The sequence below is a fragment of the Proteus sp. G2618 genome (assembly GCF_009915995.1).
Taxonomy (GTDB): Bacteria; Pseudomonadota; Gammaproteobacteria; order Enterobacterales; family Enterobacteriaceae; genus Proteus; species Proteus terrae.
Genome location: NZ_JAABNI010000025.1, coordinates 236,391 through 260,570 on the forward strand (window position 1 = coordinate 236,391; position 24,180 = coordinate 260,570).

The 24,180-nt window shown below is 37.0% G+C and carries 16 protein-coding genes; 11 read left to right on the top strand and 5 right to left on the bottom strand.

What is annotated here, in order from left to right:
- Window positions 1-332 precede the first annotated feature (332 nt).
- Complete coding sequence (locus GWJ01_RS16020) at window positions 333-956, bottom strand: FMN-dependent NADH-azoreductase (RefSeq protein WP_109402341.1); 624 nt, start codon at window positions 954-956, stop codon at window positions 333-335.
- 233 nt (window positions 957-1,189) lie between these two features.
- On the opposite strand from GWJ01_RS16020, the gene hrpA reads away from it, so the two are divergent.
- A complete protein-coding gene (hrpA, locus tag GWJ01_RS16025) occupies window positions 1,190-5,086 on the top strand; it encodes an ATP-dependent RNA helicase HrpA (protein ID WP_161711291.1) in 3,897 nt (1,298 codons plus the stop codon).
- A gap of 242 nt (window positions 5,087-5,328) precedes the next feature.
- On the opposite strand, the gene GWJ01_RS16030 is transcribed toward hrpA, so the two are convergent.
- Window positions 5,329-6,723: a basic amino acid/polyamine antiporter gene (locus tag GWJ01_RS16030; RefSeq protein WP_109393804.1), complete on the bottom strand. Its 1,395-nt coding sequence runs from the start codon at window positions 6,721-6,723 to the stop codon at window positions 5,329-5,331.
- 265 nt (window positions 6,724-6,988) lie between these two features.
- Window positions 6,989-7,942 carry a DUF1471 family protein YdgH gene (ydgH, locus tag GWJ01_RS16035; protein ID WP_161711292.1) on the bottom strand — a complete coding sequence of 318 codons (954 nt, stop codon included), beginning with the start codon at window positions 7,940-7,942 and terminating at the stop codon, window positions 6,989-6,991.
- 386 nt (window positions 7,943-8,328) lie between these two features.
- Here ydgH and pntA point away from each other — a divergent pair, with 386 nt between their 5' ends.
- Both pntA and pntB read left to right on the top strand, forming a co-directional pair.
- Entirely contained in the window at window positions 8,329-9,858 is a 1,530-nt protein-coding gene (pntA, locus tag GWJ01_RS16040) for a Re/Si-specific NAD(P)(+) transhydrogenase subunit alpha (RefSeq protein WP_161711293.1), read from the top strand.
- Between the two features lie 11 nt (window positions 9,859-9,869).
- On the top strand, window positions 9,870-11,258 hold the full coding sequence (gene pntB, locus GWJ01_RS16045; RefSeq protein ID WP_098942712.1) for a Re/Si-specific NAD(P)(+) transhydrogenase subunit beta: 1,389 nt from the start codon (window positions 9,870-9,872) through the stop codon (window positions 11,256-11,258).
- 70 nt (window positions 11,259-11,328) lie between these two features.
- On the opposite strand, the gene uspE is transcribed toward pntB, so the two are convergent.
- Window positions 11,329-12,279, bottom strand: coding sequence for a universal stress protein UspE (uspE, locus tag GWJ01_RS16050; protein ID WP_109372272.1), 951 nt, complete (start codon window positions 12,277-12,279; stop codon window positions 11,329-11,331).
- 141 nt (window positions 12,280-12,420) lie between these two features.
- Entirely contained in the window at window positions 12,421-13,179 is a 759-nt protein-coding gene (locus GWJ01_RS16055) for an FNR family transcription factor (protein ID WP_036912995.1), read from the bottom strand.
- A 572-nt stretch (window positions 13,180-13,751) separates the two neighbouring features.
- On the opposite strand from GWJ01_RS16055, the gene GWJ01_RS16060 reads away from it, so the two are divergent.
- The 8 genes from GWJ01_RS16060 (at window position 13,752) to GWJ01_RS18735 (ending at window position 23,484) form a co-directional block, all read left to right on the top strand.
- On the top strand, window positions 13,752-16,142 hold the full coding sequence (locus GWJ01_RS16060; RefSeq protein ID WP_161711294.1) for a DMSO/selenate family reductase complex A subunit: 2,391 nt from the start codon (window positions 13,752-13,754) through the stop codon (window positions 16,140-16,142).
- On the top strand, window positions 16,139-16,768 hold the full coding sequence (locus GWJ01_RS16065) for a DMSO/selenate family reductase complex B subunit (RefSeq protein ID WP_075673640.1): 630 nt from the start codon (window positions 16,139-16,141) through the stop codon (window positions 16,766-16,768). Before GWJ01_RS16060 ends, GWJ01_RS16065 begins: the two co-directional genes overlap by 4 nt.
- Window positions 16,765-17,637 carry a dimethyl sulfoxide reductase anchor subunit family protein gene (locus tag GWJ01_RS16070; protein ID WP_161711295.1) on the top strand — a complete coding sequence of 291 codons (873 nt, stop codon included), beginning with the start codon at window positions 16,765-16,767 and terminating at the stop codon, window positions 17,635-17,637. The genes GWJ01_RS16065 and GWJ01_RS16070 overlap by 4 nt, the downstream gene beginning before the upstream one ends.
- A gap of 14 nt (window positions 17,638-17,651) precedes the next feature.
- A complete protein-coding gene (locus GWJ01_RS16075) occupies window positions 17,652-18,536 on the top strand; it encodes a 4Fe-4S binding protein (protein ID WP_109402336.1) in 885 nt (294 codons plus the stop codon).
- Window positions 18,537-18,664: 128 nt separating this feature from the next.
- Window positions 18,665-19,690 carry an NAD(P)H-quinone oxidoreductase gene (locus tag GWJ01_RS16080; protein ID WP_161711296.1) on the top strand — a complete coding sequence of 342 codons (1,026 nt, stop codon included), beginning with the start codon at window positions 18,665-18,667 and terminating at the stop codon, window positions 19,688-19,690.
- 516 nt (window positions 19,691-20,206) lie between these two features.
- On the top strand, window positions 20,207-22,045 hold the full coding sequence (locus tag GWJ01_RS16085) for a tyrosine decarboxylase (protein WP_161711297.1): 1,839 nt from the start codon (window positions 20,207-20,209) through the stop codon (window positions 22,043-22,045).
- A gap of 424 nt (window positions 22,046-22,469) precedes the next feature.
- Window positions 22,470-23,336, top strand: a complete 867-nt coding sequence (locus tag GWJ01_RS16090) for a PadR family transcriptional regulator (protein WP_161711298.1) — start codon at window positions 22,470-22,472, stop codon at window positions 23,334-23,336.
- Window positions 23,329-23,484 (top strand): hypothetical protein, encoded by a 156-nt coding sequence (locus GWJ01_RS18735; RefSeq protein ID WP_167392444.1) that lies wholly within the window; start codon window positions 23,329-23,331, stop codon window positions 23,482-23,484. The genes GWJ01_RS16090 and GWJ01_RS18735 overlap by 8 nt, the downstream gene beginning before the upstream one ends.
- The last annotated feature ends 696 nt before the right edge of the window (window positions 23,485-24,180 follow it).

Sequence of the window (24,180 nt, forward strand, 5' to 3'; positions counted from 1 at the left end):
AGAATTATTTAATTACTTCTATATTACTTAAGGCGATTAAATTTTATTAATTTGGTTTTTACAAATCAAATTGGTTTTTTATATGAGCATTCATTTGTAGTATGAATAAAAGAATAAACAATAAAATATGGCTATTAAAATAATCTGTATTTTATTATTACTTTGAAAGTTTGATTAAATTTGGTTTTTCTTGCTATTAAGGTTTTTAAATTATAAATTAGAAATGATTTTTTTATAAAATAAAAATTAGCATATCTTTGTGTTTGGTGAAGTGTAAAATTTAGATATAAAAAAAGCACCTGAAGTAGGTGCTTTAAGAAAAATATAAATTATTATTTTGCTGTAATGCTTCTTGAGTTAACAACAGCATCAATTTCTTTTTGTGCTTGTAGGTGAGATTGCTGTGCGTATTCTTCACCATATGCGGTACCTTCAGCCATAATAAACTGTACGTCATTGATACCGATAAAAGCTAAAAATTGTTTTAGGAATGGAACAATAAGATCAGAAGGTTGATCTTTATGAACACCACCACGACTGGTTAATACAATCGCTTGTTTATTTTCAAGCAAGCCAACAGAACCCGCTTCAGTATATTTAAACGTTTCACCGGCGCGAGCAATAAAATCAATATAATGTTTTAATTGAGCCGAAATTGAAAAGTTATACATTGGTGCAGTAATCACTATCATATCGTGGGCTTTTAATTCACTAATTAACTCATCTGATAATGCTCTAGCTGCTTTTTGTTCATCCGATAGCATCGCAGTTTCTTTGCCAAAAGCAAATAGCGTTGCTTGGTCTAAAGTAGGCACTGGATTTTTAGCGAGGTCACGTACTGTAATTAAGTCATCTTTATGATTACTTTGCCAATTTTCAATTAAGTAATCGGTCATTTTATTACTGTGCGAATAGCTATCTAAAATACTGGATTTCAGTACAAGGATCTTTTTCATTATTTTCTCGTGGTCTATAAAATGTTCTATTTATTTAAATTTGTTAGTTGGTAGTAGTTTACCCGATCTTTAAAATATCACATCACAATCCTTTGAATATGCTATTCAAAATTATTGATTATATAAAATTATATACTAATAAATTTAATCAAGCCTTTATGTGCCAATAGCCGGATGTGATATCATAAGGGCATTAGTTTTGATTAGAATAACCTCAAAAAGGATAATAAAAGGTGACATTATCATCTGCCACACTCTATCAAGAAATAGAGCAATTATCGTTGCGGGAGCAGCAACGATTAAGAAAACGTCTACGTGGCGTCGCTAAAATTAATAATGAAGAGTCTAAACAAGCGGTATTAAGTGCAATTAAAGACGATATTACAACAGCACAACAGATGATAATTCGCCGCCGTGCCAATTGTCCTGAAATTACTTACCCAGAAAACCTTCCTGTTAGCCAAAAGAAAGATGCCATTTATAATGCAATAAGAGATAACCAAGTCGTTATTATTGCAGGGGAAACTGGCTCAGGTAAAACAACACAGATCCCTAAAATTTGTCTTGAATTAGGACGAGGGATCAAAGGTTTCATTGGTCATACACAGCCTCGCCGTTTAGCTGCACGGTCAGTAGCTGAACGTATCGCTCATGAGTTAAAAAGTACATTAGGAGAATCTGTAGGTTATAAGGTTCGCTTTAGTGACCATGTTGGCGATAATACTCTCGTCAAGTTAATGACAGATGGTATTTTATTGGCAGAATTACAGCAAGATAAGCTGTTACTTCAATATGACACTATCATTATTGATGAAGCCCATGAACGCAGTTTAAATATCGATTTTATTCTTGGTTATTTAAAACAGCTATTACCTAAACGCCCTGATTTAAAAGTTATTATTACTTCTGCAACCATCGATCCTGAACGTTTTTCTAAACATTTTAATCAAGCACCTATTATTGAGGTGTCAGGTCGAACTTATCCTGTTGAAGTTAGATATCGTCCTATTGGTGGTGACGAACTTGATAGTGATAAGGATATGACCGATGGTATTGTTGATGCTATTGATGAATTAAGCAGAGAAAGTGCGGGTGATATTCTTATTTTTATGAGTGGTGAGCGCGAAATTCGCGACACTGCTGATGCGTTGAATAAATTACAACTTCGCCATACGGAAGTATTACCTTTATTTGCCCGTTTATCTAACAGTGAACAGAATCGAATATTTCATCCTCATAACGGTAGACGTATTATTTTAGCGACTAACGTCGCCGAAACGTCATTAACTGTACCCGGTATTAAGTACGTTATTGATACCGGCTTTGCGCGTGTTAGCCGTTATAGTTATCGTACTAAAGTACAACGGCTTCCAATTGAGCCTATTTCTCAAGCTTCGGCAAATCAAAGAAAAGGGCGTTGTGGTCGTGTTTCTGACGGTATTTGTATTCGTCTTTATTCAGAAGATGATTTTATTTCTCGCTCTGAGTTTACTGATCCTGAAATATTAAGAACTAATCTTGCATCTGTTATTTTACAAATGACGTCGATAGGGTTAGGTGATATTAGTGCTTTCCCATTTGTGCAGCCACCAGATAAACGCAATATTCAAGATGGTGTTCGTTTATTAGAGGAACTAGGCGCGTTACAAAACGAAACTGACCACAATGGTGCTTATCGTTTAACTCCAATGGGGAAACAACTTGCACAACTTCCTATCGATCCTCGTTTAGCGAGAATGGTACTTGAAGCGCGTAAATATGGCGCAGTGAAAGAGTTGATGATCATTACATCCGCACTTTCGATTCAAGATCCGCGCGAAAGACCAATGGATAAACAGCAAGCCTCTGATGAAAAGCATCGACGCTTCCAAGATAAAGACTCTGACTTCTTATCTTTTTTAAATATGTGGGATTATTTAAAAACTCAGCAAAAAGAGTTGAGTCAATCTCAATTTAGAAAATTGTGTCGCCAAGAATTCTTAAACTTTATGCGAGTAAGGGAATGGCAAGATGTTTATACACAGTTGCGACAAGTTGTTAAAGAGTTAGGGTTCCCTGTTAATAGTGAGCCTGCTGATTTTAGAAGTGTTCACGTTGCGTTGTTAAGTGGCTTGTTGTCACATATTGGGCAAAAAGATGCAGATAAACAAGAATTCACTGGCGCAAGAAATGCCCGTTTTTCTATTTATCCGGGGTCAGGTTTATTTAAAAAACCACCAAAATGGACAATGGTGGCAGAGCTAGTCGAGACATCTCGTCTATGGGGAAGAATTGCAGCACGCGTTGAACCTGAATGGATAGAACCTATCGCTGAACATTTGGTGAAACATCAATATAGCGAACCTCATTGGTCAAAAGCGCAAGGCGCTGTAATGGCTAATGAAAAAGTCACCCTGTATGGTTTACCAATTGTAGCTTCTCGACCTATTAATTACAGTCAAATTGATCCACTTTTATGTCGTGAGCTTTTTATTCGCCACGCGTTAGTGGAGGGAGATTGGCAAACTCGCCATGCATTTTTCCGTGACAATTTAAAATTACGCACAGAAGTTGAAGAGTTAGAGCATAAATCTCGTCGTCGAGACATTCTTGTTGATGATGAAACAATGTTTACGTTCTACGATCAACGAATACCTCAGGATGTCGTTTCGTCTCGTCATTTTGATAAATGGTGGAAAGAGGCACAAAAGGCATCACCTGATCTGCTTAACTTTGAAAAAAGTATGCTTATCAAAGATGATGCTAAACGTGTTAGTGCGCTAGATTATCCAAATTATTGGCACCAAGATAATTTAAAATTACGCTTAACCTATCAATTTGAACCGGGTACTGCGGCTGATGGTGTCACTGTTCATATTCCATTACCTATTTTGAATCAGGTAAAAGACGAAGGTTTTGACTGGCAAATTCCAGGTATTCGCCATGAATTGATTGTGGCTTTAATTAAGTCACTACCAAAACCTATCCGTCGTAATTTTGTACCAGCGCCTAATTATGCTTCTGCATTTTTAGAGCGTGTACCTCAAGTTGAAGGTGATTTACTCGATAGGCTTGAAAAAGAGTTGCGCCGTATGACAGGAGTGACTGTCGATAGAGAAAGCTGGCAGCTTGACCAAGTCGCTGATCACTTAAAAATGACATTCCGTGTTGTTGGCGAAAAAAATAAAACGCTGGCAGAAAGTAAAGATCTCAATAAATTAAAAGAGAACTTAAAGGAAAAAGTGCAAGAAACATTATCAGCAGTCGCCGATGATGGTATTGAACAACAAGATTTACATATTTGGAGTTTTGGTGATTTGCCTCAGCGTTATGAGCAAAAACGGGGTGGCTATTCAGTGAAAGCTTATCCTGCACTCGTGGATGAAAAAAACAGTGTGGGTATTAAGCTTTTTGAAACAGAATCTGAACAGCAAGCTTCAATGTGGGAAGGGGTAAGACGATTATTATTATTAAATATTCCGTCACCTATTAAATATCTGCATGAAAAATTACCTAATAAAGCAAAACTTGGTCTTTACTTTAACCCTTATGGCAAAGTGTTGGAGCTGATTGATGATTGTATTGCTTGTGGTGTTGATAAACTGATGTCGTCTTATGGTGGTTTAATTTGGCAAGAAGATGAATATCAAAAACTGCAAGAATATGTCAGAGGTGAACTAAACGATGCTGTGGTTGAAATAGCAAAACAAGTTGAAGCGATTTTAACTCAAGTATTTGCTATTAATAAGCGTTTAAAAGGGCGGGTGGATATTAGCGTTGCTTTTGCATTATCTGATATTAAAGCTCAACTTGGTCAGTTAGTTTTTCCTGGTTTTGTTACCTCTCATGGATGGAAACGCCTTGCGGATATTCCTCGTTATTTGAGTGCAATTGAAAAACGAATGGAAAAACTAGCTATTGATCCTAATCGCGATCGGGCGCAAATGAGTCGAGTTGAAAATGTTATTCAGCAGTGGCAACAGTGGTTAGGCAAACTAACCGAGAAACAAAAGCAACAAGAAGAAGTGCAAAATATTCGTTGGATGATAGAAGAGCTAAGAGTAAGCCTATTTGCTCAACAGATAGGGACTCCATATCCAATATCAGATAAACGTATATTGCAGGCGATAGAACAAATTAGTTTCAATTAATCAAACTATCATATATTTAGACCCACGGGAATTTATGCTTCTCGTGGGTTTTTTATTACCTTACTAATTAATAGTTATCTATATGTTAGTTACAACATACTATATAGTTCTTGATTTATACACACCTAACCATCCGTGTAAAAAATAACAGCTTAGCAAGGGAGGTTTTTGACTTAAGGGGAATTTTTTTGAAGAGAAGAGAGGCCGAGAGGTACTGTTTTTCAGTACCCCTCAGATTATCTTTAGTAAATAGTTAAGTAACCCAATGCTGGAATAGCGCCAAATAAGACAAGAGCTAACAGAATTTTCTCACTTAAAAGCAGCGGTTTTTTATCTTTATATTGTTTGCGTGTATATAAAAACATCAGAATACCTGGTGCATACAGAACAACAGAGAGTAATAAATTAATAACACCTGATGCATAAAGTAACCATAAACCATATAAACTTGCAGGTATGGCAATTAATAATAAAGCACGACTACTGCGAGCAATTGCTACTTTAAATAAAAATGCACCTACGAGGAAGTAAGGAACAAGGATCATCTCTGATGCAATAGTCAGTAATGTGTTGTAGTTACTTCCTGTCAGCCAAATTAAAACTAAAGAGAATTGAACCGCACAATTGGTAAACCATAACGAAGCTGAAGGAGCATCATTTTTATTCTGTTTCCCTAATTGTTTCGGGAAAGAGTGATGTAGTGCTGCAATATACGGTACTTCCGCGGCCATAATTGTCCAGCTTAAATAAGCACCACATACAGAAAGAATAAGGCCTGCTGCAATAATTATCTCGCCCATGTTACCAATAAGTTGAACAAGTAGTGGTGCCATTGATGGGTTTTTCATCACCGCCAATTCTGCTTGGGTAACTAAACCTTGTGATAACAAAGTTACAAGAATATAGATAATCAATGCGATGACAACGGCAAGCACTGTTGCTAAACCAACATCACGACGGTTTTTAGCTCTTGCGGAAACAACAACTGCGCCTTCAATACCAATAAATACCCACAGCGTGATCAGCATGGTATTTTTGACTTGATCCCAAACTGGGACACCTAGATTTACACCTTTAAAATCAAGGGTAAATATATCCATATTGAAAGCTAATAGGGCGACAATAACAAATAATCCTAAAGGAAGTAGCTTTGCCATTGTTGCCATTAAATTAATACTGGCTGCAGTTTGAACACCCCGTAGAACAAGAAAATGAACAACCCAAAGTAAGATTGACTCACCAATTAATGCTTGCCATGTATTTCCATCACCAAAAATGACGTTCTCTTGTGTGTCTGTAAAAAAACTAAAGGCAGCAAAGACAATAACAAGATAAGAAACGTTAGCAACGACAGCACAAACCCAATAACCCCATGCTGAACAAAAACCAATGAACTCACCAAATCCTTCTTTTGCATAGGTAAAAATACCACCATCAAGATCAGGTCGAAGGCGAGAGAGAAGTAATAAAGATGTAGCAAGAAAGAGGATACCAATGCCTGTTATCACCCACCCAATAATCAATGCGGCAGGGCTGGCAACTTCAGCCATATTTTGAGGCAAACTGAATACACCTGCACCAACCATTGAGCTTAATACTAATGCGGTGAGTGATATTAAGCCAAGTTTCTTATTCAAGGATAATTACCTACATGATTAAAATTGTAAATAAATAGCGTATTTTCTTGTTTTTTGGTCAGTAAATAGAATAAATATGAATATCTCAAATTTAAATAAAGATAAAAACACTAAAAAACAGCGAGATTTTACGGAGAGTTGACTTGGTTGTCTATGCATTAAATCATAAAAATTATTCACTTTTACAAAATAATGTCTGATTGATTAAATTTTGAATAAAAAAAACCTTGCAGATGCAAGGTTTTTATCAATAGGAAATTTTTTATTACTTGAACAGATCAGCAGTAATAGTGACTGTACCGCCATCACTTTGCCATTCATTTGTAATATGGTAGAACTTAGCGCCTTTTGCTGCTGCACGCTTAGCAACCTGATACGAGATTTCTGGTGAGTTTACAAAGTATCCACTAAAAGTAATGGTATCGAAAGGGTCCATTAGTGCAGCAGCTGCTTTGTTAACTTCTTGAATTTCAGTGCCATTTGGTAAAGTTACAGTGTAACGACCACTTGCACCAGAACTTTGCGTTTCAGCAAAGGTACCTACGCTTCTATCAAAATCAGTGTTTGATGCAAGACCTGGTTTCTCAACTTTATTGGCAGCGGCTCCGCCTTCTGCAATAAGTGCGCGACCGGCATCAGAATCATAAGGAACAACCGCTTCTGGTGCTTGAATAGCGCGTTTAGGTGCATCTTTTTTGTAGATATAAGCTGTAACTTCTTGGTTACCACCATCATTTATCGATACATTACGTACAATAAAGAATGATGCTGCACCTTTTTTGGCTGCTGCTTTTGCAATTGCGTCGTTAATATCAGGGGTTGTAGGGAAATAACCGCGGATAGAAACTGTATCAAATGGTTGTAGCAGAATTGCTTCAGGTTTTGGTAGCTCTTTCACGCCATGAAAAACGCGATAGCTTTCTTGCTCTGCTTTTGGTGCATCTTTATGGTATAGGTCCGCAGTAACACTCATGTTGCCGCTATCACTAATATCATCTAGGCCTTGAATATAGAAACTATCAGCACCGACTTTATCCGCACGACGAGATACCGCATCAGCGGCTTCATAAATAGCGTTAAAACGACCGATAACTGTAATTCTTTCAAATGGTTTTAGTTCTGCAGCTTGTTCGGGTGTTAATTCCTGAGCAGCCTGCGCAACAGTGATATTAGTTAAAGACAACATCGCTGCTGCGATGACTGAGGTTTTCAGCTTCATACAAAATCCTTCCGCCTTGCGCAATTAATATTGGTCATGTGCTGAACGTCGTGGTTTATCACATAGGGATTAATTATTACATGTAATAATAGCATTTGTCGCATTATTTTATTTAGCGAATTACCACAGAGTCAAATGACCAGTATATGTTACCAGATATTTACCTGAATATAGTGAATAATTCATAAATATGCCTTTTCGACTAAAATGATCCAATTAAGTTCAATTTTAGCTTTACACAGATATAGATTATTGGTTTTATTTTCAGTAGGTTATTAGAGCTCCGATTAATGACATGCATATTATTATTTTTAACATTTTTTTTGCATGAATGTGAAGTTAACGGAGAAATTTTAACAGATCTCTATGGATAAGAAGGGAAAATTATGCGAATTGGTATACCCAAAGAGCGACTTTCTAATGAAACAAGGGTTGCAGCTACACCAGCTACAGTGACTCAACTCATAAAATTAGGATTTACAGTCGCAGTTGAAAATGGTGCAGGTATTGCCTCAAGCTTCGAAGATAAAGCTTATCAGGAAGCCGGTGCCGAGATCCTCGCTCTTCAAAATGTTTGGGAATCAGACATTATTTTGAAGGTAAATGCACCGCTGGATAATGAAATAGCGTTGCTACAAGATGGTGCAACACTGGTGAGTTTTATTTGGCCAGCTCAAAATGCGGCATTGCTTGAAAAGTTAGCTGAAAAGAATATTAACGTTATGGCAATGGATAGTGTACCACGTATTTCTCGTGCACAATCTCTTGATGCGTTAAGTTCAATGGCAAACATTGCAGGTTATCGCGCCGTTGTAGAAGCAGCCCATGAATTCGGAAGATTCTTTACTGGGCAAATTACTGCGGCAGGTAAAGTACCACCAGCTAAAGTGATGGTTATTGGCGCAGGTGTTGCAGGCCTTGCTGCAATTGGTGCGGCAGGAAGCCTCGGTGCAATTGTTCGTGCATTTGATACTCGTCCTGAAGTGAAAGAACAAGTTCAAAGCATGGGGGCTGAGTTCCTTGAGCTTGATTTTAAAGAAGAAGCAGGCAGTGGTGATGGCTACGCTAAGGTAATGTCAAAAGCATTTATTGATGCTGAAATGGCATTATTTGCAGAACAGGCAAAAGATGTTGATATCATCATTACAACGGCATTAATTCCAGGAAAACCCGCTCCTCGTTTAATTACGAAAGAGATGGTCGATTCGATGAAGCCGGGAAGCGTTGTAGTTGATCTTGCAGCTCAAAATGGAGGTAACTGCGAATATACCGTGCCTAATGAAGTCTTTACGACAGAACATGGCGTAAAAATCATTGGTTACACTGATTTAGCCGCTCGTTTACCTGCACAGTCATCTCAGCTTTATGGTACTAACTTAGTTAATCTACTGAAATTATTGTGTAAAGAAAAAGACGGTAACATCAATATCGATTTTGATGATGTTGTTATTCGTGGCGTGACCGTTATTCGTGCTGGTGAAGTAACATGGCCTGCGCCACAAATTCAAGTTTCAGCACAACCTAAAGCAGCTCCTGCTGCAAAGCCACAAGAAAAACCCGTTGCTAAACCAGTTTCACCTTGGAAGAAATACAGTTTATTAGCGATAGTTTTCTTATTGTTTGCATGGCTTGCAAATGTTGCACCGAAAGAGTTTTTATCTCACTTTACGGTATTCGCACTTTCTTGTGTTGTAGGTTATTACGTTGTTTGGAATGTAAGTCATTCATTGCATACACCATTAATGTCAGTTACAAACGCAATTTCAGGCATTATCGTCGTCGGTGCTTTACTCCAAATTGGTAGTGGTGGCTGGGTTAGCCTATTTTCGTTTATCGCAATATTGATTGCGAGTATTAATATTTTTGGTGGGTTTACTGTTACTCAACGTATGTTGAAAATGTTCCGTAAAGGATAAGGGAGACAATTATGTCCAGCGGAGTTGTTACAGCGGCATATATTGTCGCCGCAATATTATTTATTTTCAGCCTTGCCGGCTTATCAAAGCATGAAACCTCTAAACAAGGTAACTACTTTGGTATTGCAGGGATGGCAATTGCTCTGTTCGCAACCATTTTCGGGCCTTATGCTGGTAATGTGGGTTGGATCATTATTGCAATGGTAATCGGTGCTGTTATTGGTATTCGTTTAGCTAAAAAAGTCGAAATGACTCAGATGCCAGAATTGGTCGCAATTTTGCACAGTTTTGTAGGTTTAGCGGCGGTTTTAGTCGGTTTTAACAGTTATCTTGACCACAATACAGCAATGGACCCTGTAATGGTGAATATTCACCTAACAGAAGTCTTTTTAGGGATCTTCATTGGTGCTGTTACATTTACGGGTTCAATTGTTGCTTATGGTAAATTAAGTGGAAAAATGTCATCTAAACCGATGATGTTACCTAATCGCCATAAATTAAATCTTGCAGCTTTAGTTGTTTCTTTCTTATTGATGGTTTGGTTTGTTAAAACTGACAGTGTCGGTTTACAAGTTTTCTTAATCATCGTAATGACTGTGATTGCCTTAGCGTTTGGTTGGCATTTAGTTGCATCAATTGGTGGCGCGGATATGCCAGTTGTTGTTTCAATGCTGAACTCTTACTCTGGATGGGCAGCTGCTGCTGCGGGCTTTATGTTAAGTAATGACCTGTTGATTGTAACAGGTGCATTAGTGGGTTCTTCAGGTGCAATCCTTTCTTATATTATGTGTAAGGCGATGAATCGCTCTTTTATTAGCGTAATAGCTGGCGGATTTGGTACTGATGGCTCAGCTTCAACAGAAGAAGGTGAAATGGGTGAGTACCGCGAAACAACGGCTGAAGAAGTAGCTGATATGCTGAAAAACTCCACATCAGTTATTATCACTCCAGGTTACGGGTTGGCGGTTGCTCAAGCACAATATCCTGTACATGATATTACTGAAAAATTACGCCAACGTGGTGTGAAAGTGCGTTTTGGTATTCACCCAGTAGCAGGGCGTTTACCGGGCCATATGAATGTGTTGTTAGCAGAAGCCAAAGTACCTTATGACGTTGTATTAGAAATGGATGAGATTAATGATGATTTCTCTGACACTGATACGGTTTTAGTAATTGGTGCTAACGATACAGTAAACCCAGCAGCACAAGATGATCCAAACAGCCCAATTGCAGGTATGCCAGTATTAGAGGTGTGGAAAGCGCAGAATGTTATTGTGTTTAAACGCTCAATGAATACAGGTTATGCTGGGGTTCAAAATCCGCTGTTTTTTAAAGAGAATACACAAATGTTGTTTGGCGATGCTAAAGCCAGTGTGGATGCAATTTTAAAAGCGCTGTAATAGATACAAATAGTGAATAGTAAAAAGCCAGTCAAAAATCGACTGGCTTTTTTAATGGATACTTTAACAATTAATCGTGATCGCTATCAACAGTAATAGGGCAAGTAAAACCATCCGGTTTTATTGCTAACAAATCACACTTAATATGATCAATAAGTTGTTCTGCTGTATTTCCTAAGAATGCAGCAGATAGGCCTGTTCTTCCTAATATACCTAAAACAACAATCCCAGCATTTAACTCTTCACAAACTTGAGGGATCACTTGTTCTGGCAATCCTTCTTTAACATGTGTTTTCTCTTCTGGGATACTGAATTTCTGGCGCAGCTCTTTCATCGCAATAAGATGCTGACCACGTAATGCATTGTTATAAAGATTTGGATCAAAATCAGGTAACTCAATCGCAATATTGATAGGTGCAACAGGGTAGGCGCTAAGTAAATGGACATCAGGATCTTTTTGTATGCGATGAGATAAATCGGTTGTTAGCTCAATCAGTTTTAGATTAAGCGCGTCATGATAAGATTCTTCATTTGATAAATTCGCGGCGACAACGATGGTACCGTATTCAGGCCATTCTTTATCTTTGACCATCCAAACAGGGCAAGGGCATTTTCTCAGCAATTGCCAATCAAGCGGGGTAAAAATAAGCGAACCTAATTTATCATGTTGGTGAGCCATTTTAATCAGTAAGTCATGTTGATGTGCAACGACTTCTTCAATAATTGCTTCATAAGGGCGATTATGCCAAATGACTTTGATATCAATCTCTATACCGGCTTCAAGGTAATAGCGTGCTTGTTGTTTTATCCAAGCCGCCTTTTGGCTGATAACACCTTTGCGCATTGCATTGCGTTCATCGGGAGATAAAAGGGTTGTCATGTCATAAGAGAGATCATAAACAGGTAGAAAAGCTTTTATCCGCCCACCATTACGCTGAACGATATAGACAGCACGACGAAGTGCTGGTTGGTCATCTTGGTTAGGATCAATGACAACGAGAAGGTTTTGATATTTTTCCATTGTAATATCCTCTTTAGGGCTGGATTTATCCATCTACAATTTAAAGATAACCCAAGAAGATAAAATGCAATAGCATAAAATAGAAAACGGGGCACAAATTTGTGTGCCCCGTTATAAAATTAGTATGTGAAATGTAACAGATTAAACTTCAACTGATGAAGGAAGCTTGCCTGCAAGTTCACTTAACAGTGTACTATCTTCGATAGTAATGTATTTGCCTTTAACGCTTAACATGCCACTTTTCTGGAAGCGACCAAGTAAGCGGCTAATCGTTTCAACGGTTAAACCCAAGTAATTACCGATATCACCACGAGTCATGGTTAAACGGAATTCACGAGGAGAAAAACCACGCTGTGCGAAACGGCGAGAGAGGTTATAAATAAAAGCAGCCAGACGCTCTTCTGCATTCTTTTTCGAAAGCAGTAAGATCATTTCTTGGTCACCTTTGATTTCACCACTCATTAGGCGCATCATTTGTTGACGTAAGTTAGGCATTTTGCCTGACAGGTCATCCAAAGTTTCGAATGGAATTTCACAAACCATAGACGTTTCTAAAGCTTGTGCGAAACTTGGGTGTTCAGTATTAATAATGGCGTCAAAGCCAACCAAATCACCAGCAAGATGAAATCCTGTTATTTGTTCGTCGCCTTCTTCCGTAATGGTATAACTTTTAATTGTACCGGAACGTATGGCATAAAGTGATTTCAGCTCATCACCTGCTTTAAACAAGGTTTGACCTTTTTGGATGGGCTTTTTACGCTCGATAATATTATCGAGTTGATCAAGCTCATGCTCGTTTAAAGTAAACGGGATGCAGAGCTGGCTAATACTGCAATCCTGACAATGGATTGCACAACCGCCAGATTGGATTCGGCGAACGACGCGTTTTTCTGGGATCATAAGCTTGCTCATTACAAATAAAAATATTGATATGCGTCAATTTTAACACATATTGCAGTAATTAGTAAGGGGAATAACGATACGTGTAGAAATAATTCTGAATGTAACAAAACATGTATCTTGATAAAAACAATGTTTTGCTTAAAGGTCTATTTAGAACAATTTGCGCTAACCCTATACTCAATTGGTATATTATTCGATTTTCTAACGAAGTCATAGTGCTATTACTAAATTATCCTTGTCAAAAGCCAAAAATGAAGAGGCGCTTCAATATTTTCTATCTTTATATTGACATTTTATTTACGGCTTTACCTTAAATTCGTGTTTTTTTTGCATAACTCTTTATTTTTATAACAAAAAATTAGGTAAAGTTAACTAGATGTATTTTTGATACAACTTAATGCTACCTTGAATTAGCTTTTCCTTATAAAAAGTGGAGGATCTGCAAAGAAGTGCGAAATATTGAAACATTCTATTACCTCTTTAGTGGTATTGATGTGCATCAATGAGGGTTTACCACTATATCCTATCATTTTTACTGATGAGAGTTGTTATGTGAGAATGATAATCTAATGAAAAAAATAGAAAAAAGTGAGAAAAACAAAGGGATGATGTCACTAAGTCGTCGCCACTTTGTTCAAACGAGTGCTGCATTAGTTACGGTGCCATTTTTCGCACGAAATGCACAAGCTAATGTAGATGAAAGTTTGTCTATTGCAAAAATGGACGGAAACCCAGCTACCGTTGTAGCAACATGTAGTACTTTTGACTGTGGTGGTAAGTGCGATATTCGCGCCCATATAAAAGAAGGGATTGTCACTCGGATAACAACAAGACCTGATAATGAACTCGATGAATCAATGCCTATTATGAGAGCGTGCGTGCGCGGCAGAGGTTATCGTAAATTTTCTTATCATGCAGACAGACTAAAATACCCAATGAAACGCGTGGGTAAACGTGGTGAAGGTAAATTTGAACGCATTTCATGGGATGAAGCCACAACACTTATTGCAGAAAATATTACACGTTTAACCGAAAAATATGGTGCAGCAAGCCGTTTCTTAACCGTCAATACCGCTGTAACAGGAGGGATCTTCTCTGGCGATACCATGATGAAGAAACTCTTCAATTTAACAGGTGGATACTTACCTTATTATCACTCTGTTAGTTTAGGGAATACGGTCAAAGTGACCCCTTATACTTACGGTATATCTAAAACAGGCAGTTCACTCGATACACTTGAAGATACGCCACTAGTGATTTTATGGGGTCATAACCCTAATGAAACCATTTTTGGTCATACAAACCATTATTTTCAAAAAATGAAAAATAAGGGGACCAAGTTTATTGTGGTCGATCCTCGTTATTCAGATACGGCTCAATCTCTTGCTGACCAATGGATACCTCTTTTACCAACAACAGATAATGCTTTAATGGATGCAATGATGTATGTCATTGTTACCGAAAACCTTCATGACAAGCCTTTTATTGATAAATATGTTGTTGGTTTTGATGAAGAACATATGCCAGAAGGTGTTCCTGCTAATGAGTCCTTAGTGGCTTATTTAACGGGGCAAAAAGATGGAATAGAAAAAACGCCTGAATGGGCAGAGAAAATCACGCGAGTACCCGCAAATACCATTCGTCAACTGGCACGCGAATACGCCATGACAAAACCAGCAGCCCTAATTCAAGGCTGGGGCCCTCAACGCCATATTTGTGGTGAGCGTAGTGCTCGTGGTTCAACATTACTCGCTGCAATTACTGGGAATGTGGGTAAAAAAGGGGCATGGGCGGCAGGTTACGGCGGTATTGGTAATCGTCAATCTATGCGTGGGCCGAATGTTGGGAAGAACCCAATTAAAGCGCAAATTTCCATCATGAATTGGATGCAAGCGGTTGATGATGCAAGCCAAGTACGTGTTGAAGATGGTCTTTTAGGTGTTGATAAACTCGATACCAATATCAAAATGATATTTTCTTTAGCAGGTAACTATTTAGTTAACCAAAACCCAGATGTAAATGCGGCAGCTAAATTATTAGCTGATGATTCAAAAGTTGAATTTATTGTTGCTAGTGACTTATATCTCTCTCCATCTGCAAAATATGCCGATCTAGTTTTACCTGAAACCAGTTTTCTAGAACGTTGGAACATTGGTAATACTTGGGGAACGGGTAACTATTTTCTTCTATCTGAAAAAGTGGTTGAGCCGGCTTTTGAACGTCGTTCTGATTATGAGTGGATAACAGACGTTGCAGAAAAAATGGGAGTAAAAGAAGCGTTTACTGAAGGTCGAAGTGAAAAAGAGTGGATAGCGCATCTTGTTGATACTAATAAAGAGCGTTTCAAAGATAGACCTGACTTCCCTAATTTTGAAGAACTAGTAAAAACACGCCGTTATCTTTTCAAAGATGAACCTTTTGTTGCCTTTGAAGAAAATATTAATGACTTTGCAAATAATCCATTCCCAACGCCATCAGGAAAAATTGAAATTTTTTCTAAGCGTCTTTATGACATGAATAATCCGGATATTCCGGCTTTATCTCATTATGTACCTGCTATTGAAGGCCCTGAAGATAAGTTAACAGCAAAATATCCATTGCAAATGCTAACTTGGAAAGGGAAAAATCGTGCAAATTCAACACAATATGCAAATCCTTGGTTACAAGAAGCACAACGCCAAGAAGCATGGATAAATCCAATTGATGCTGAAAATAGAGGTATCAAAAATGGCGATATGGTGCGCATCTATAACGATAGAGGAATAACTCAAATCCCAGCATTGGTTACACAACGCATTATTCCTGGTGTAGTGGGATTGCAAGCCGGTGCATGGTGGACACCTGATGAAAATGGTGTTGATCATGGTGGATGTCCTAATGTTTTAACATCAACACGAATGACACCATTAGCCCATGGTAACTCGCATTTAACCGTTTTAGTTGAGGTAGCCAAAGCATGAGTGACTTTAAAGAATATGCATCGGTGAGTGATGAACAGCTCGGTTTCTTTATTGATTCCTCTCGTTGCTCTGGTTGCAAAGCTTGCCAAGTGGCATGCAAAGACAAAAATAACTTGGAAGTAGGACGCCGTTTTCGCCGTATTTATGAAGTAAAAGGTGGTGGTTTTGCACCAACAGGACAAGGCGGTCTGGTTAATAATGTTTTTGCTTATACATTAACCATATCTTGTAACCACTGTGATTCACCTGTCTGTGTGAAAAACTGCCCAACTACCGCAATGCATAAGCGTGAAGGTGATGGCATTGTTCGTGTGGATACCTCTAAATGTGTCGGTTGTGGATATTGTGCTTGGTCATGTCCTTACGGTGCACCACAAATGAATGAAGAAACCGGGCAAATGTCAAAATGCGATTTTTGTATCGATTTGTTAGCCGAAGGCAAAAATCCAATTTGTGTTGATACCTGTCCGTTAAATGCAATTAAGTTTGGCAAAATTAAAGATCTAAGAGCGAAGTATGGGCATTTAAACCAAGTTCAAGGATTACCCGATTTTACGATGACCAATCCGAATTTAGTTATCAAACCTCATACCGGAGCGACGAAAAAGGGAGGAGTTAAAGCATGAGTGAATGGCCATTAGTTACCTTTACTTTGTTCGTCCAAAGTTCTGTGGGTGTGACAATTTTTACCGCACTTTATTTTTGCTGGCTAGAAAAAGAAATTGGTAATCAAAGAGCAACTGTTGCTATGCGTCCTGTATTATTAACAGCCGCTATTTTAGGTTGCTTAGGATTATTAGCTTCAACTTTACACATGGGATATCCATGGAATGCTTTTCATGCATTACGCCATATATCTTCATCATGGCTAAGTCGTGAAATCATATTTGCTGCAGTTTATCTTGGTGCATTATGCCTTTATACCTTAATTATTTTGATAAAAGGGCATATGAATAGAACCATACTGGCAATTATTGGTTTACTTGGCATTATCGATATATTCTGTATGGCATCATTGTATTACAACACCTCAATGCTGACATGGATGCACGCAAATACCTATTTTATGTTTATAGGGGCATTATTTGCAGCGGGTGCGGCTATTGCACTATCAATAACAGCGTTTCGTGTTAAAGCATTTGTGAATGGTGAATTAGCAAAAAAGGTTGTAATAAGTGCATTAGTCGTTGTTTTCCTTGCGGTAACAATACGTATGGCTGTACAGCCGTTCTATTTGGAATGGATGTCAGCAGTCATTTCAACAAATGATGCAATAACGTTCCCTCATACGCCTATCATTGCGTATAATGAAACATTCGGATTAAGAATATTTGCATGGCTTATGTCAGTTTTTGGTATTTTAATGATGGGATACAGCGTATGGAAATATCGCAATGCTGTATTTACTTCAGGATTGCGCATGGTTTTAGCGAGTAGCGCAATAATACTGATTGCAGAAATTCTTAATCGTTTTGCATTCTTTATTGTTAAGTAGTGGAGTAGTGATGTATGAGGCGTTTTATTAAGGTGGATCTTCCTCCTGAACCAATTATTAATGATAAATGTGTTAGAAAACGCCTCAAACAAAGCCTATGTGATAGTTGCTCCAAAGTTTGCCCTGTGGGCGCTATCACTTTTGCTCACTTAGATGTAAGAATAGACAATGAACTCTGTTTTCAATGTGGTAATTGCCTATTTACTTGTCCCGTTGATGCGATAGAAAATATCGCACCTCATGAAAGAACACATCAAGATAATTACCTTGTTGTTAATCATGATGAACCGTTAGCAAGTACAGAAGAATTGTTAGTGTGGCATCGCCAATATCAAATTAGAGGGATGAAGATAGCACAGCCTTTAGTGGATAAATGGCTTCCTGTTTTAGCAAACTTAAATCTTCAATTAAAAACGTTACAAGAGCCTATTTGGCAATTGGTTATCACAGAACCTACTGATATTGATAGTGGGCGTCGCTTTATGCTTTTTCGTCAAAAACTGGATGAGAAGCCACTCAATAAAAATCAAGTAAGAACAGGATTAAATGCAAGAAAACAACTTTATCCTGAAGACAGTTGGTTTCAAATTCAGCTAGATAAAGACAGTTGTATTCTTTGTTCTGCCTGTGCCAAAGTGTGTGATGAAGGAGCTATTGAACTTGAAAATAATATATTTACACTTGATGAAAAGCGCTGTACAGGTTGCATGAGTTGTGAAGTAGTTTGTTTTCCTAAATCTATTCATGTTAATGAACAAGTTGCTAAAAATAACGAACCCACACACTATCATTATTATAATGCTCACTGTGAAAAATGCCGTTTAGCTTTTTTATCATGGACGCCAGAAGCAAAATTGTGCCCGATTTGCATACAACATCAGAAGCAAGGTTGGTTATAATCTCTCTCAAATACACTTAAGTTATTTATTGCTTCATAAGCCAATACCCTGATTAAAATCAGAAATAGGGTGTTGATTTTTCTTATTTATCATTAAATTCCGAGTGTGGCTAAATAAAATGGGAGCATATGATGAAAACAACTGTTTTACCTGCAAATATGTTAGAAATTGCCATCACAGAGCCAGGTGATATAGATAAATTACAACCTCAATTATCACCGATACCTCCACTTCCCCCACATTATCTTTTGATCAAAGTTGGCGCTTCTGGTGTTAATCGCCCTGATATTTTTCAACGTCAAGGTAGTTATCCGCCACCAGCTGATGCTTCACCTATTCCTGGTCTTGAAGTTGCTGGAGAAGTTGTCGCATTAGGTGAAAACTGCACTAAATGGCAACTGGGAGATAGAGTTTGTGCTTTAGTTGCTGGTGGTGGTTATGCTCAATATTGTATTGCGCATGAAGACATCGCACTACCGTCAATGAATTTAACGGATATTGAAGCAGCCGCATTGCCCGAGAATTTTTTTACTGTCTGGGCTAATTTATTCCAGTTAGGAAAACTAACACAAGGTGAATCTGTTCTTATTCATGGCGGAACCTCGGGAATTGGTTCAACAGCCATAATGCTGGCTCATACAATAGGTGCGACAGTTTATACAACGGTTGGCTCTGAAGAAAAAGCGGCCGTAGCTCGTGATCTTGGCGCTGATTATATCATTAACTACAAACAAGTTGATTTTGCTAAAGAAATTCCTATTTTAACTGAAGGGAAAGGCATTGATGTCATCCTTGATATTATTGGTGGGGATTACGTAGAAAAGAATTATCAAGTTGCCGGCAAATTTGGGCGAGTTATACAAGTGGGCATGATGAAAGGAATGCCTAAAAATTTAAATATGATGCCAATGATGATTAAGCGTTTAATTCACACTGGTTCAACGATGCGATCCCGTTCAATAGAAGAAAAGGCACAAATAGCGCAAGAACTAAAACAACAAGTGTGGCCACTTATTGCTGAAGGGAAAATTAAGCCCATCATTAATGCTACTTTCCCATTAAAAGAAGTGGGAAAAGCACATCAACTAATGGAGTCTGGTGATTTAATTGGTAAAGTGATGCTTGAAATTTTACCTTATAACAAAAAAGAGTAAAAATAAGAGCAATTAAAACTTATTTGATATAAGAGTAAGAAATTATTTCCTTTCCTAAAAAGCGAATATTCCGAAAAACACATGTTCAATATTTCATGTGTTTTTTTATATATTGAAGAAAAAATGAATTACATTTAAATAAATAAACTCCTATTTTAGATAAGTAATTTGACATCTATTCTTTATAATAGATATTAAGCGATAGAATTATTCATTGATTCTAATTAGGGTAGGTTTAAGTATTGACCTTAGCAAAAATAATATCATATTTACAGAAATATAACTTAAATCAAAATTGATAATAAGTTAAAGAAACTAACAAATAAAGCTAAATCATTTATCCTCAAAGTGTCAGTTACTTAAATTAAATTGGGAAAATATTAACTAATATCAATAAAATAAAGAGGATTCTTACTCATCATGTAGTATATCATTTGAATAAAGGTTAATTATTAACGATCAGTAAACATAATTCTCATTAAAACAGATAATAAAAATTTATATATAGGTGCGATGATGGCAAATTACAAACAAACCTGTCTGAGTGCTACAGAGCGTGTATACCATACCCGAACCGTTGATACCCTTACATGTTATCATCGAGAGATGGCAAAAATATTAATGAATAGTGAGTATTCTTTTCCTAAAGAAAATAAAGTGAAAAGAAATAATAGCGAGAGTTTAGACGCTAAAATAAAAAATAATACTATTGAAAAAAAAGCAGTAGATAATGCTTATGAATGTATTTTAGAGACTTTAAAACAGCAAAATAGTTATAGTCAATCTGATATTGAACCTTATTTTTCCCATCATCAGTCACAAGTGATGCAATTGGCGAAATTCGGCTACCTTTCTGCATTAGTTTATAATTCAGATAATGTTTTTAATAACTATTCACCCTTATTAAAAGAACAAGAAAAGAAAATTACAGATGATCTCTGTAGGTTGATTGGTTTTTCATCCGAAGATGCATTTGGTCATATCACAACAAGCCATACTCTTGCTTGCTATGAAATATTATGGGCGCTCAGAAATTTAAAAACATTACCTATGGCAATTGCTCGCCACCCAAAATCACGAGATTTGGTTGCAGATAAAAAAGCATTTGAGTTATTCAATATGCCTGTCACAGATATTTTAGCAATAAGCGAACAACTCAATGATCGTGGGATTTTTGATGATGTTAGTCATTTAACATGCCGAGGAACGGGCATGACAAAAACAATGCATTTAGGAAAACTACTTGTTCCTGTATCTCGGTTTGAATTTTGGAAAAAAGCAATGGATATCCTAGGGTTAGGGTATGACAACCTTATTGCATTGCCTATTGATGAAACATTTAAAACTGATATTGAAAAAACACGCAGTATTGTTTTTCGTCTGATTGAACAAGGTGAGCCCATTCTTGGCGTTATAGGAATATTGGGTGCACCGTCTTATGGTTGTGTTGATAAGTTAAAGCCACTTTTTGAACTAAGAAAAGAGTGCGAAGAAAAATACAACAATTCATTTTATATCCATATTGATGCGTCTCAATTTGGCTATATGAAAAGCTTATTTCTTGATGATAACTACGATCTTATCCCTTATCAGATTCTGTGTAAGAAATTAAAAAAAGAAGCACCATTACTTGAGTTGACACCCGAAATATATGAAAGTATCGCACAACTTTCTCTCGCTGATTCAGTCTCTTTTGAACCGTTTCAAGCTGGGTTTTCACCATATCCTACGGGTGTTGTATGTATTAAAGATGCGCGTATTAGTCGTTTTTTAACAAATCCTCCTAGATTATGCCCAGAGCAAGCGGATGATGTTCCTAAAATTGATGGTATTCAATCCGCACCAGCAGTAGCGTCGATGTGGAGTGTGCATCAACTCTATCCTTTTACTTCATCTGGGTATGGAAAATATGCACAAATTCAATGGGAAACGCGCGTCAAACTTGAGCAGTTTTTTAATCAAGCAACGGCTTTCGAAAAAGAAGGTGAGCACTATTATATTCGTGTTTTATCTGCATCTGATTTTAATAAATTAAATTTTGCGATTGTAAGAAAAGGAAATAAGGATTTAGAAACGCAAAATGACCTTAATAAAACAATCTATGAAAACTTGGTTATAAAAAGTCATCATAAACAAGATTTAAGTTTGTTAACGCTTTGTGCTCGCAATAGTGATAATGCACCAGCACAGTTTTGTTCTGAGTGCAATTTTGATAACAATGAGTGGGAAACTATCAAACACTTAAATTTGTTACAGTTGACTATAAAAAGTACTGAAACCTGTGATGAACAACAAATTGAGGCTGGATATCAATATATTAAGAAAGTGGTTTTATCAGCATTAGATAATAAGTAGCGATATCTCGTTTTTGTTATATTTCCTACAATTAAAATAAATTTTGTTAAAAAGCGAAGTAGTGAGGTTATTACTCATTATCTTCGCTTTTTTTAAATAGCGATAAGTGACAGTGTCACTTATTTTGTTCTAAGGATGGTTAATTGTTTCGTATGAATTTTAAGCTAACAATATCTGTTTTTATTCTTCTCTATTAATTACCTTCTTTTATTTTCACTGATAGCACATAAAAGCAAGCTAGAGAATGAGAATCATTCATAATTGAGTCAGTGATTTTAAAGTTTAATCATAAATAAATCATATTGTTAGTGAAAGAATCGATTTAGATGTGTATTTAGATATATCTAAAACTTGATCATTTAGATATATCGGATTATATTACATTACATCAATTCGATATATCTAAAACAATGAGGGAATATTTATGATGATTCGAGCATTAAACTCACTTTATCAACAGCGTGCTGAAAATGGCGAACGTGGTGGTCATGGACATGGCCACGGAAAAGGGCGTTGTGGTGGTAAAGGTAAACATAGCCAACACCAAGAACATCATGGTGAACATTGTTGTCATGGCGAACATGGCCATGGGCACGAAGAACGTGGTGAATGCTGCCATGGAGAACACGGTCATGAACATGAAGGTCGTGGAGAATGTCGTCATGGCGAACATGGTCATGGACACGAAGGACGTGGTGAATGCTGCCATGGAGAACATGGTCCTGAAGGGCGCGGTAAACAACGTGGTCGTGGATGTGGTAGCAGAGGAAAAGGTCAAGGTCGCCAATTAAAACGTATGTTTGATCACGGTGATTTACGAGTTCTGTTACTTAGCATGATCTCGAAAAAACCAAGTCATGGTTATGAAATTATTAAAGAAATAGATGAGGCTTCTTCAGGATTATATGTACCTAGCCCAGGCGTTATTTATCCAACGCTAACACTACTTGAAGAGCAAGATCTATTACTTGCTACGATTGCTGAAAAAGGCCGTAAAAACTACAGCATTACACCTGAGGGTGCTGCATTTTTAGCAGAACATCAGGAAATAGATACCAATATTCAAAGAAAACTGGCTTACGCAAGAGATTTATCTCAAAACGCAGGTGGTGTTTCTGAGGAAATTGAATCTGCTGTTGGTAAATTAAAAGCAGTTTTACGCCATAAATTAGTGTTAAAAGAGCTCTCTGTGGAAAGAGCAGGACGTATTGCTTCTATTCTTAATGAAGCAGTTGAGAAAATTGAAGCTATTAATGAGGCATTGATCTCAGAGGAAAGGGAAGATGAATAAAACAGATACTCAGCTACAAAATTCAAGAAGAAATAATAAAATAGACAAAGATGATTTGGAGAATAATCCAGCAGTAAAAGAACAAATTTGCCCTAAAATGCCAGTTTCTTACTTTCGTAGAGCGTTACGTAAACCTGGCAGAATATGATAATGATGGACGGAGGTTATAATGATATGACCTCTGTCAGTTCTTCTCCTTTCTCATTTTATTTATTCTCCTTCCACCGTATTAGCTTACCCTTATAGCAAGGTGTCTAAATGATAGAAGCTAATAACACCGTTATAAAATTATTCTCTTCAGATCTTAACTCTCTTTTGCTTAGTTTAAACCTTACTTAATAAATCACTTTATTTCCTTTCTATATTCCCATTTTTGATGGTCATTTGTGTCTTTTTTCTTAGGTTATTGTACCAATATCAAAAAAATCACAAATGATTGTGGAAATGTTCCATATTAACGATTATTTTATTTAGGCTAGTGAACCCATTAAAAAATTTGAAAACTTAAACCAGAGATATGCTGAAATAACAATAAATTAAATACCAAATCAAAATAATAAATGTTTGTAAGTACTTAAACGAGAATAAGTACCTCAGTTCAAACATAGCCTTACTTATGATACTGAAAGTTAATCAGTAAAAATAATGGCAAGGTAATGAAGATATGGGTTTATTTATTGTTAAGAATAGAAATAACGATGCGAATAACCGATTGATATTTATATAATATTATCGAATAAAAATAACAATACGCTCATTAGATAGAACAATCAATTAACCAAATCGATTGTTCTGTATTTGCCGTACCTGTTGAACCAACATTTGCTAATTTAGGAATATTCAA

Coding starts and splice junctions, on each gene's coding strand:
- GWJ01_RS16090 (WP_161711298.1), top strand. CDS start 22,470: ATGATGATTCGAGCATTAAACTCACTTTATCAACAGCGTGCTGAAAAT.
- pntB (WP_098942712.1), top strand. CDS start 9,870: ATGTCCAGCGGAGTTGTTACAGCGGCATATATTGTCGCCGCAATATTA.
- uspE (WP_109372272.1), bottom strand. CDS start 12,279: ATGGAAAAATATCAAAACCTTCTCGTTGTCATTGATCCTAACCAAGAT.
- GWJ01_RS18735 (WP_167392444.1), top strand. CDS start 23,329: ATGAATAAAACAGATACTCAGCTACAAAATTCAAGAAGAAATAATAAA.
- GWJ01_RS16075 (WP_109402336.1), top strand. CDS start 17,652: ATGAGGCGTTTTATTAAGGTGGATCTTCCTCCTGAACCAATTATTAAT.
- GWJ01_RS16080 (WP_161711296.1), top strand. CDS start 18,665: ATGATGAAAACAACTGTTTTACCTGCAAATATGTTAGAAATTGCCATC.
- GWJ01_RS16020 (WP_109402341.1), bottom strand. CDS start 956: ATGAAAAAGATCCTTGTACTGAAATCCAGTATTTTAGATAGCTATTCG.
- pntA (WP_161711293.1), top strand. CDS start 8,329: ATGCGAATTGGTATACCCAAAGAGCGACTTTCTAATGAAACAAGGGTT.
- GWJ01_RS16070 (WP_161711295.1), top strand. CDS start 16,765: ATGAGTGAATGGCCATTAGTTACCTTTACTTTGTTCGTCCAAAGTTCT.
- GWJ01_RS16055 (WP_036912995.1), bottom strand. CDS start 13,179: ATGATCCCAGAAAAACGCGTCGTTCGCCGAATCCAATCTGGCGGTTGT.
- GWJ01_RS16065 (WP_075673640.1), top strand. CDS start 16,139: ATGAGTGACTTTAAAGAATATGCATCGGTGAGTGATGAACAGCTCGGT.
- GWJ01_RS16085 (WP_161711297.1), top strand. CDS start 20,207: ATGGCAAATTACAAACAAACCTGTCTGAGTGCTACAGAGCGTGTATAC.
- ydgH (WP_161711292.1), bottom strand. CDS start 7,942: ATGAAGCTGAAAACCTCAGTCATCGCAGCAGCGATGTTGTCTTTAACT.
- GWJ01_RS16060 (WP_161711294.1), top strand. CDS start 13,752: ATGAAAAAAATAGAAAAAAGTGAGAAAAACAAAGGGATGATGTCACTA.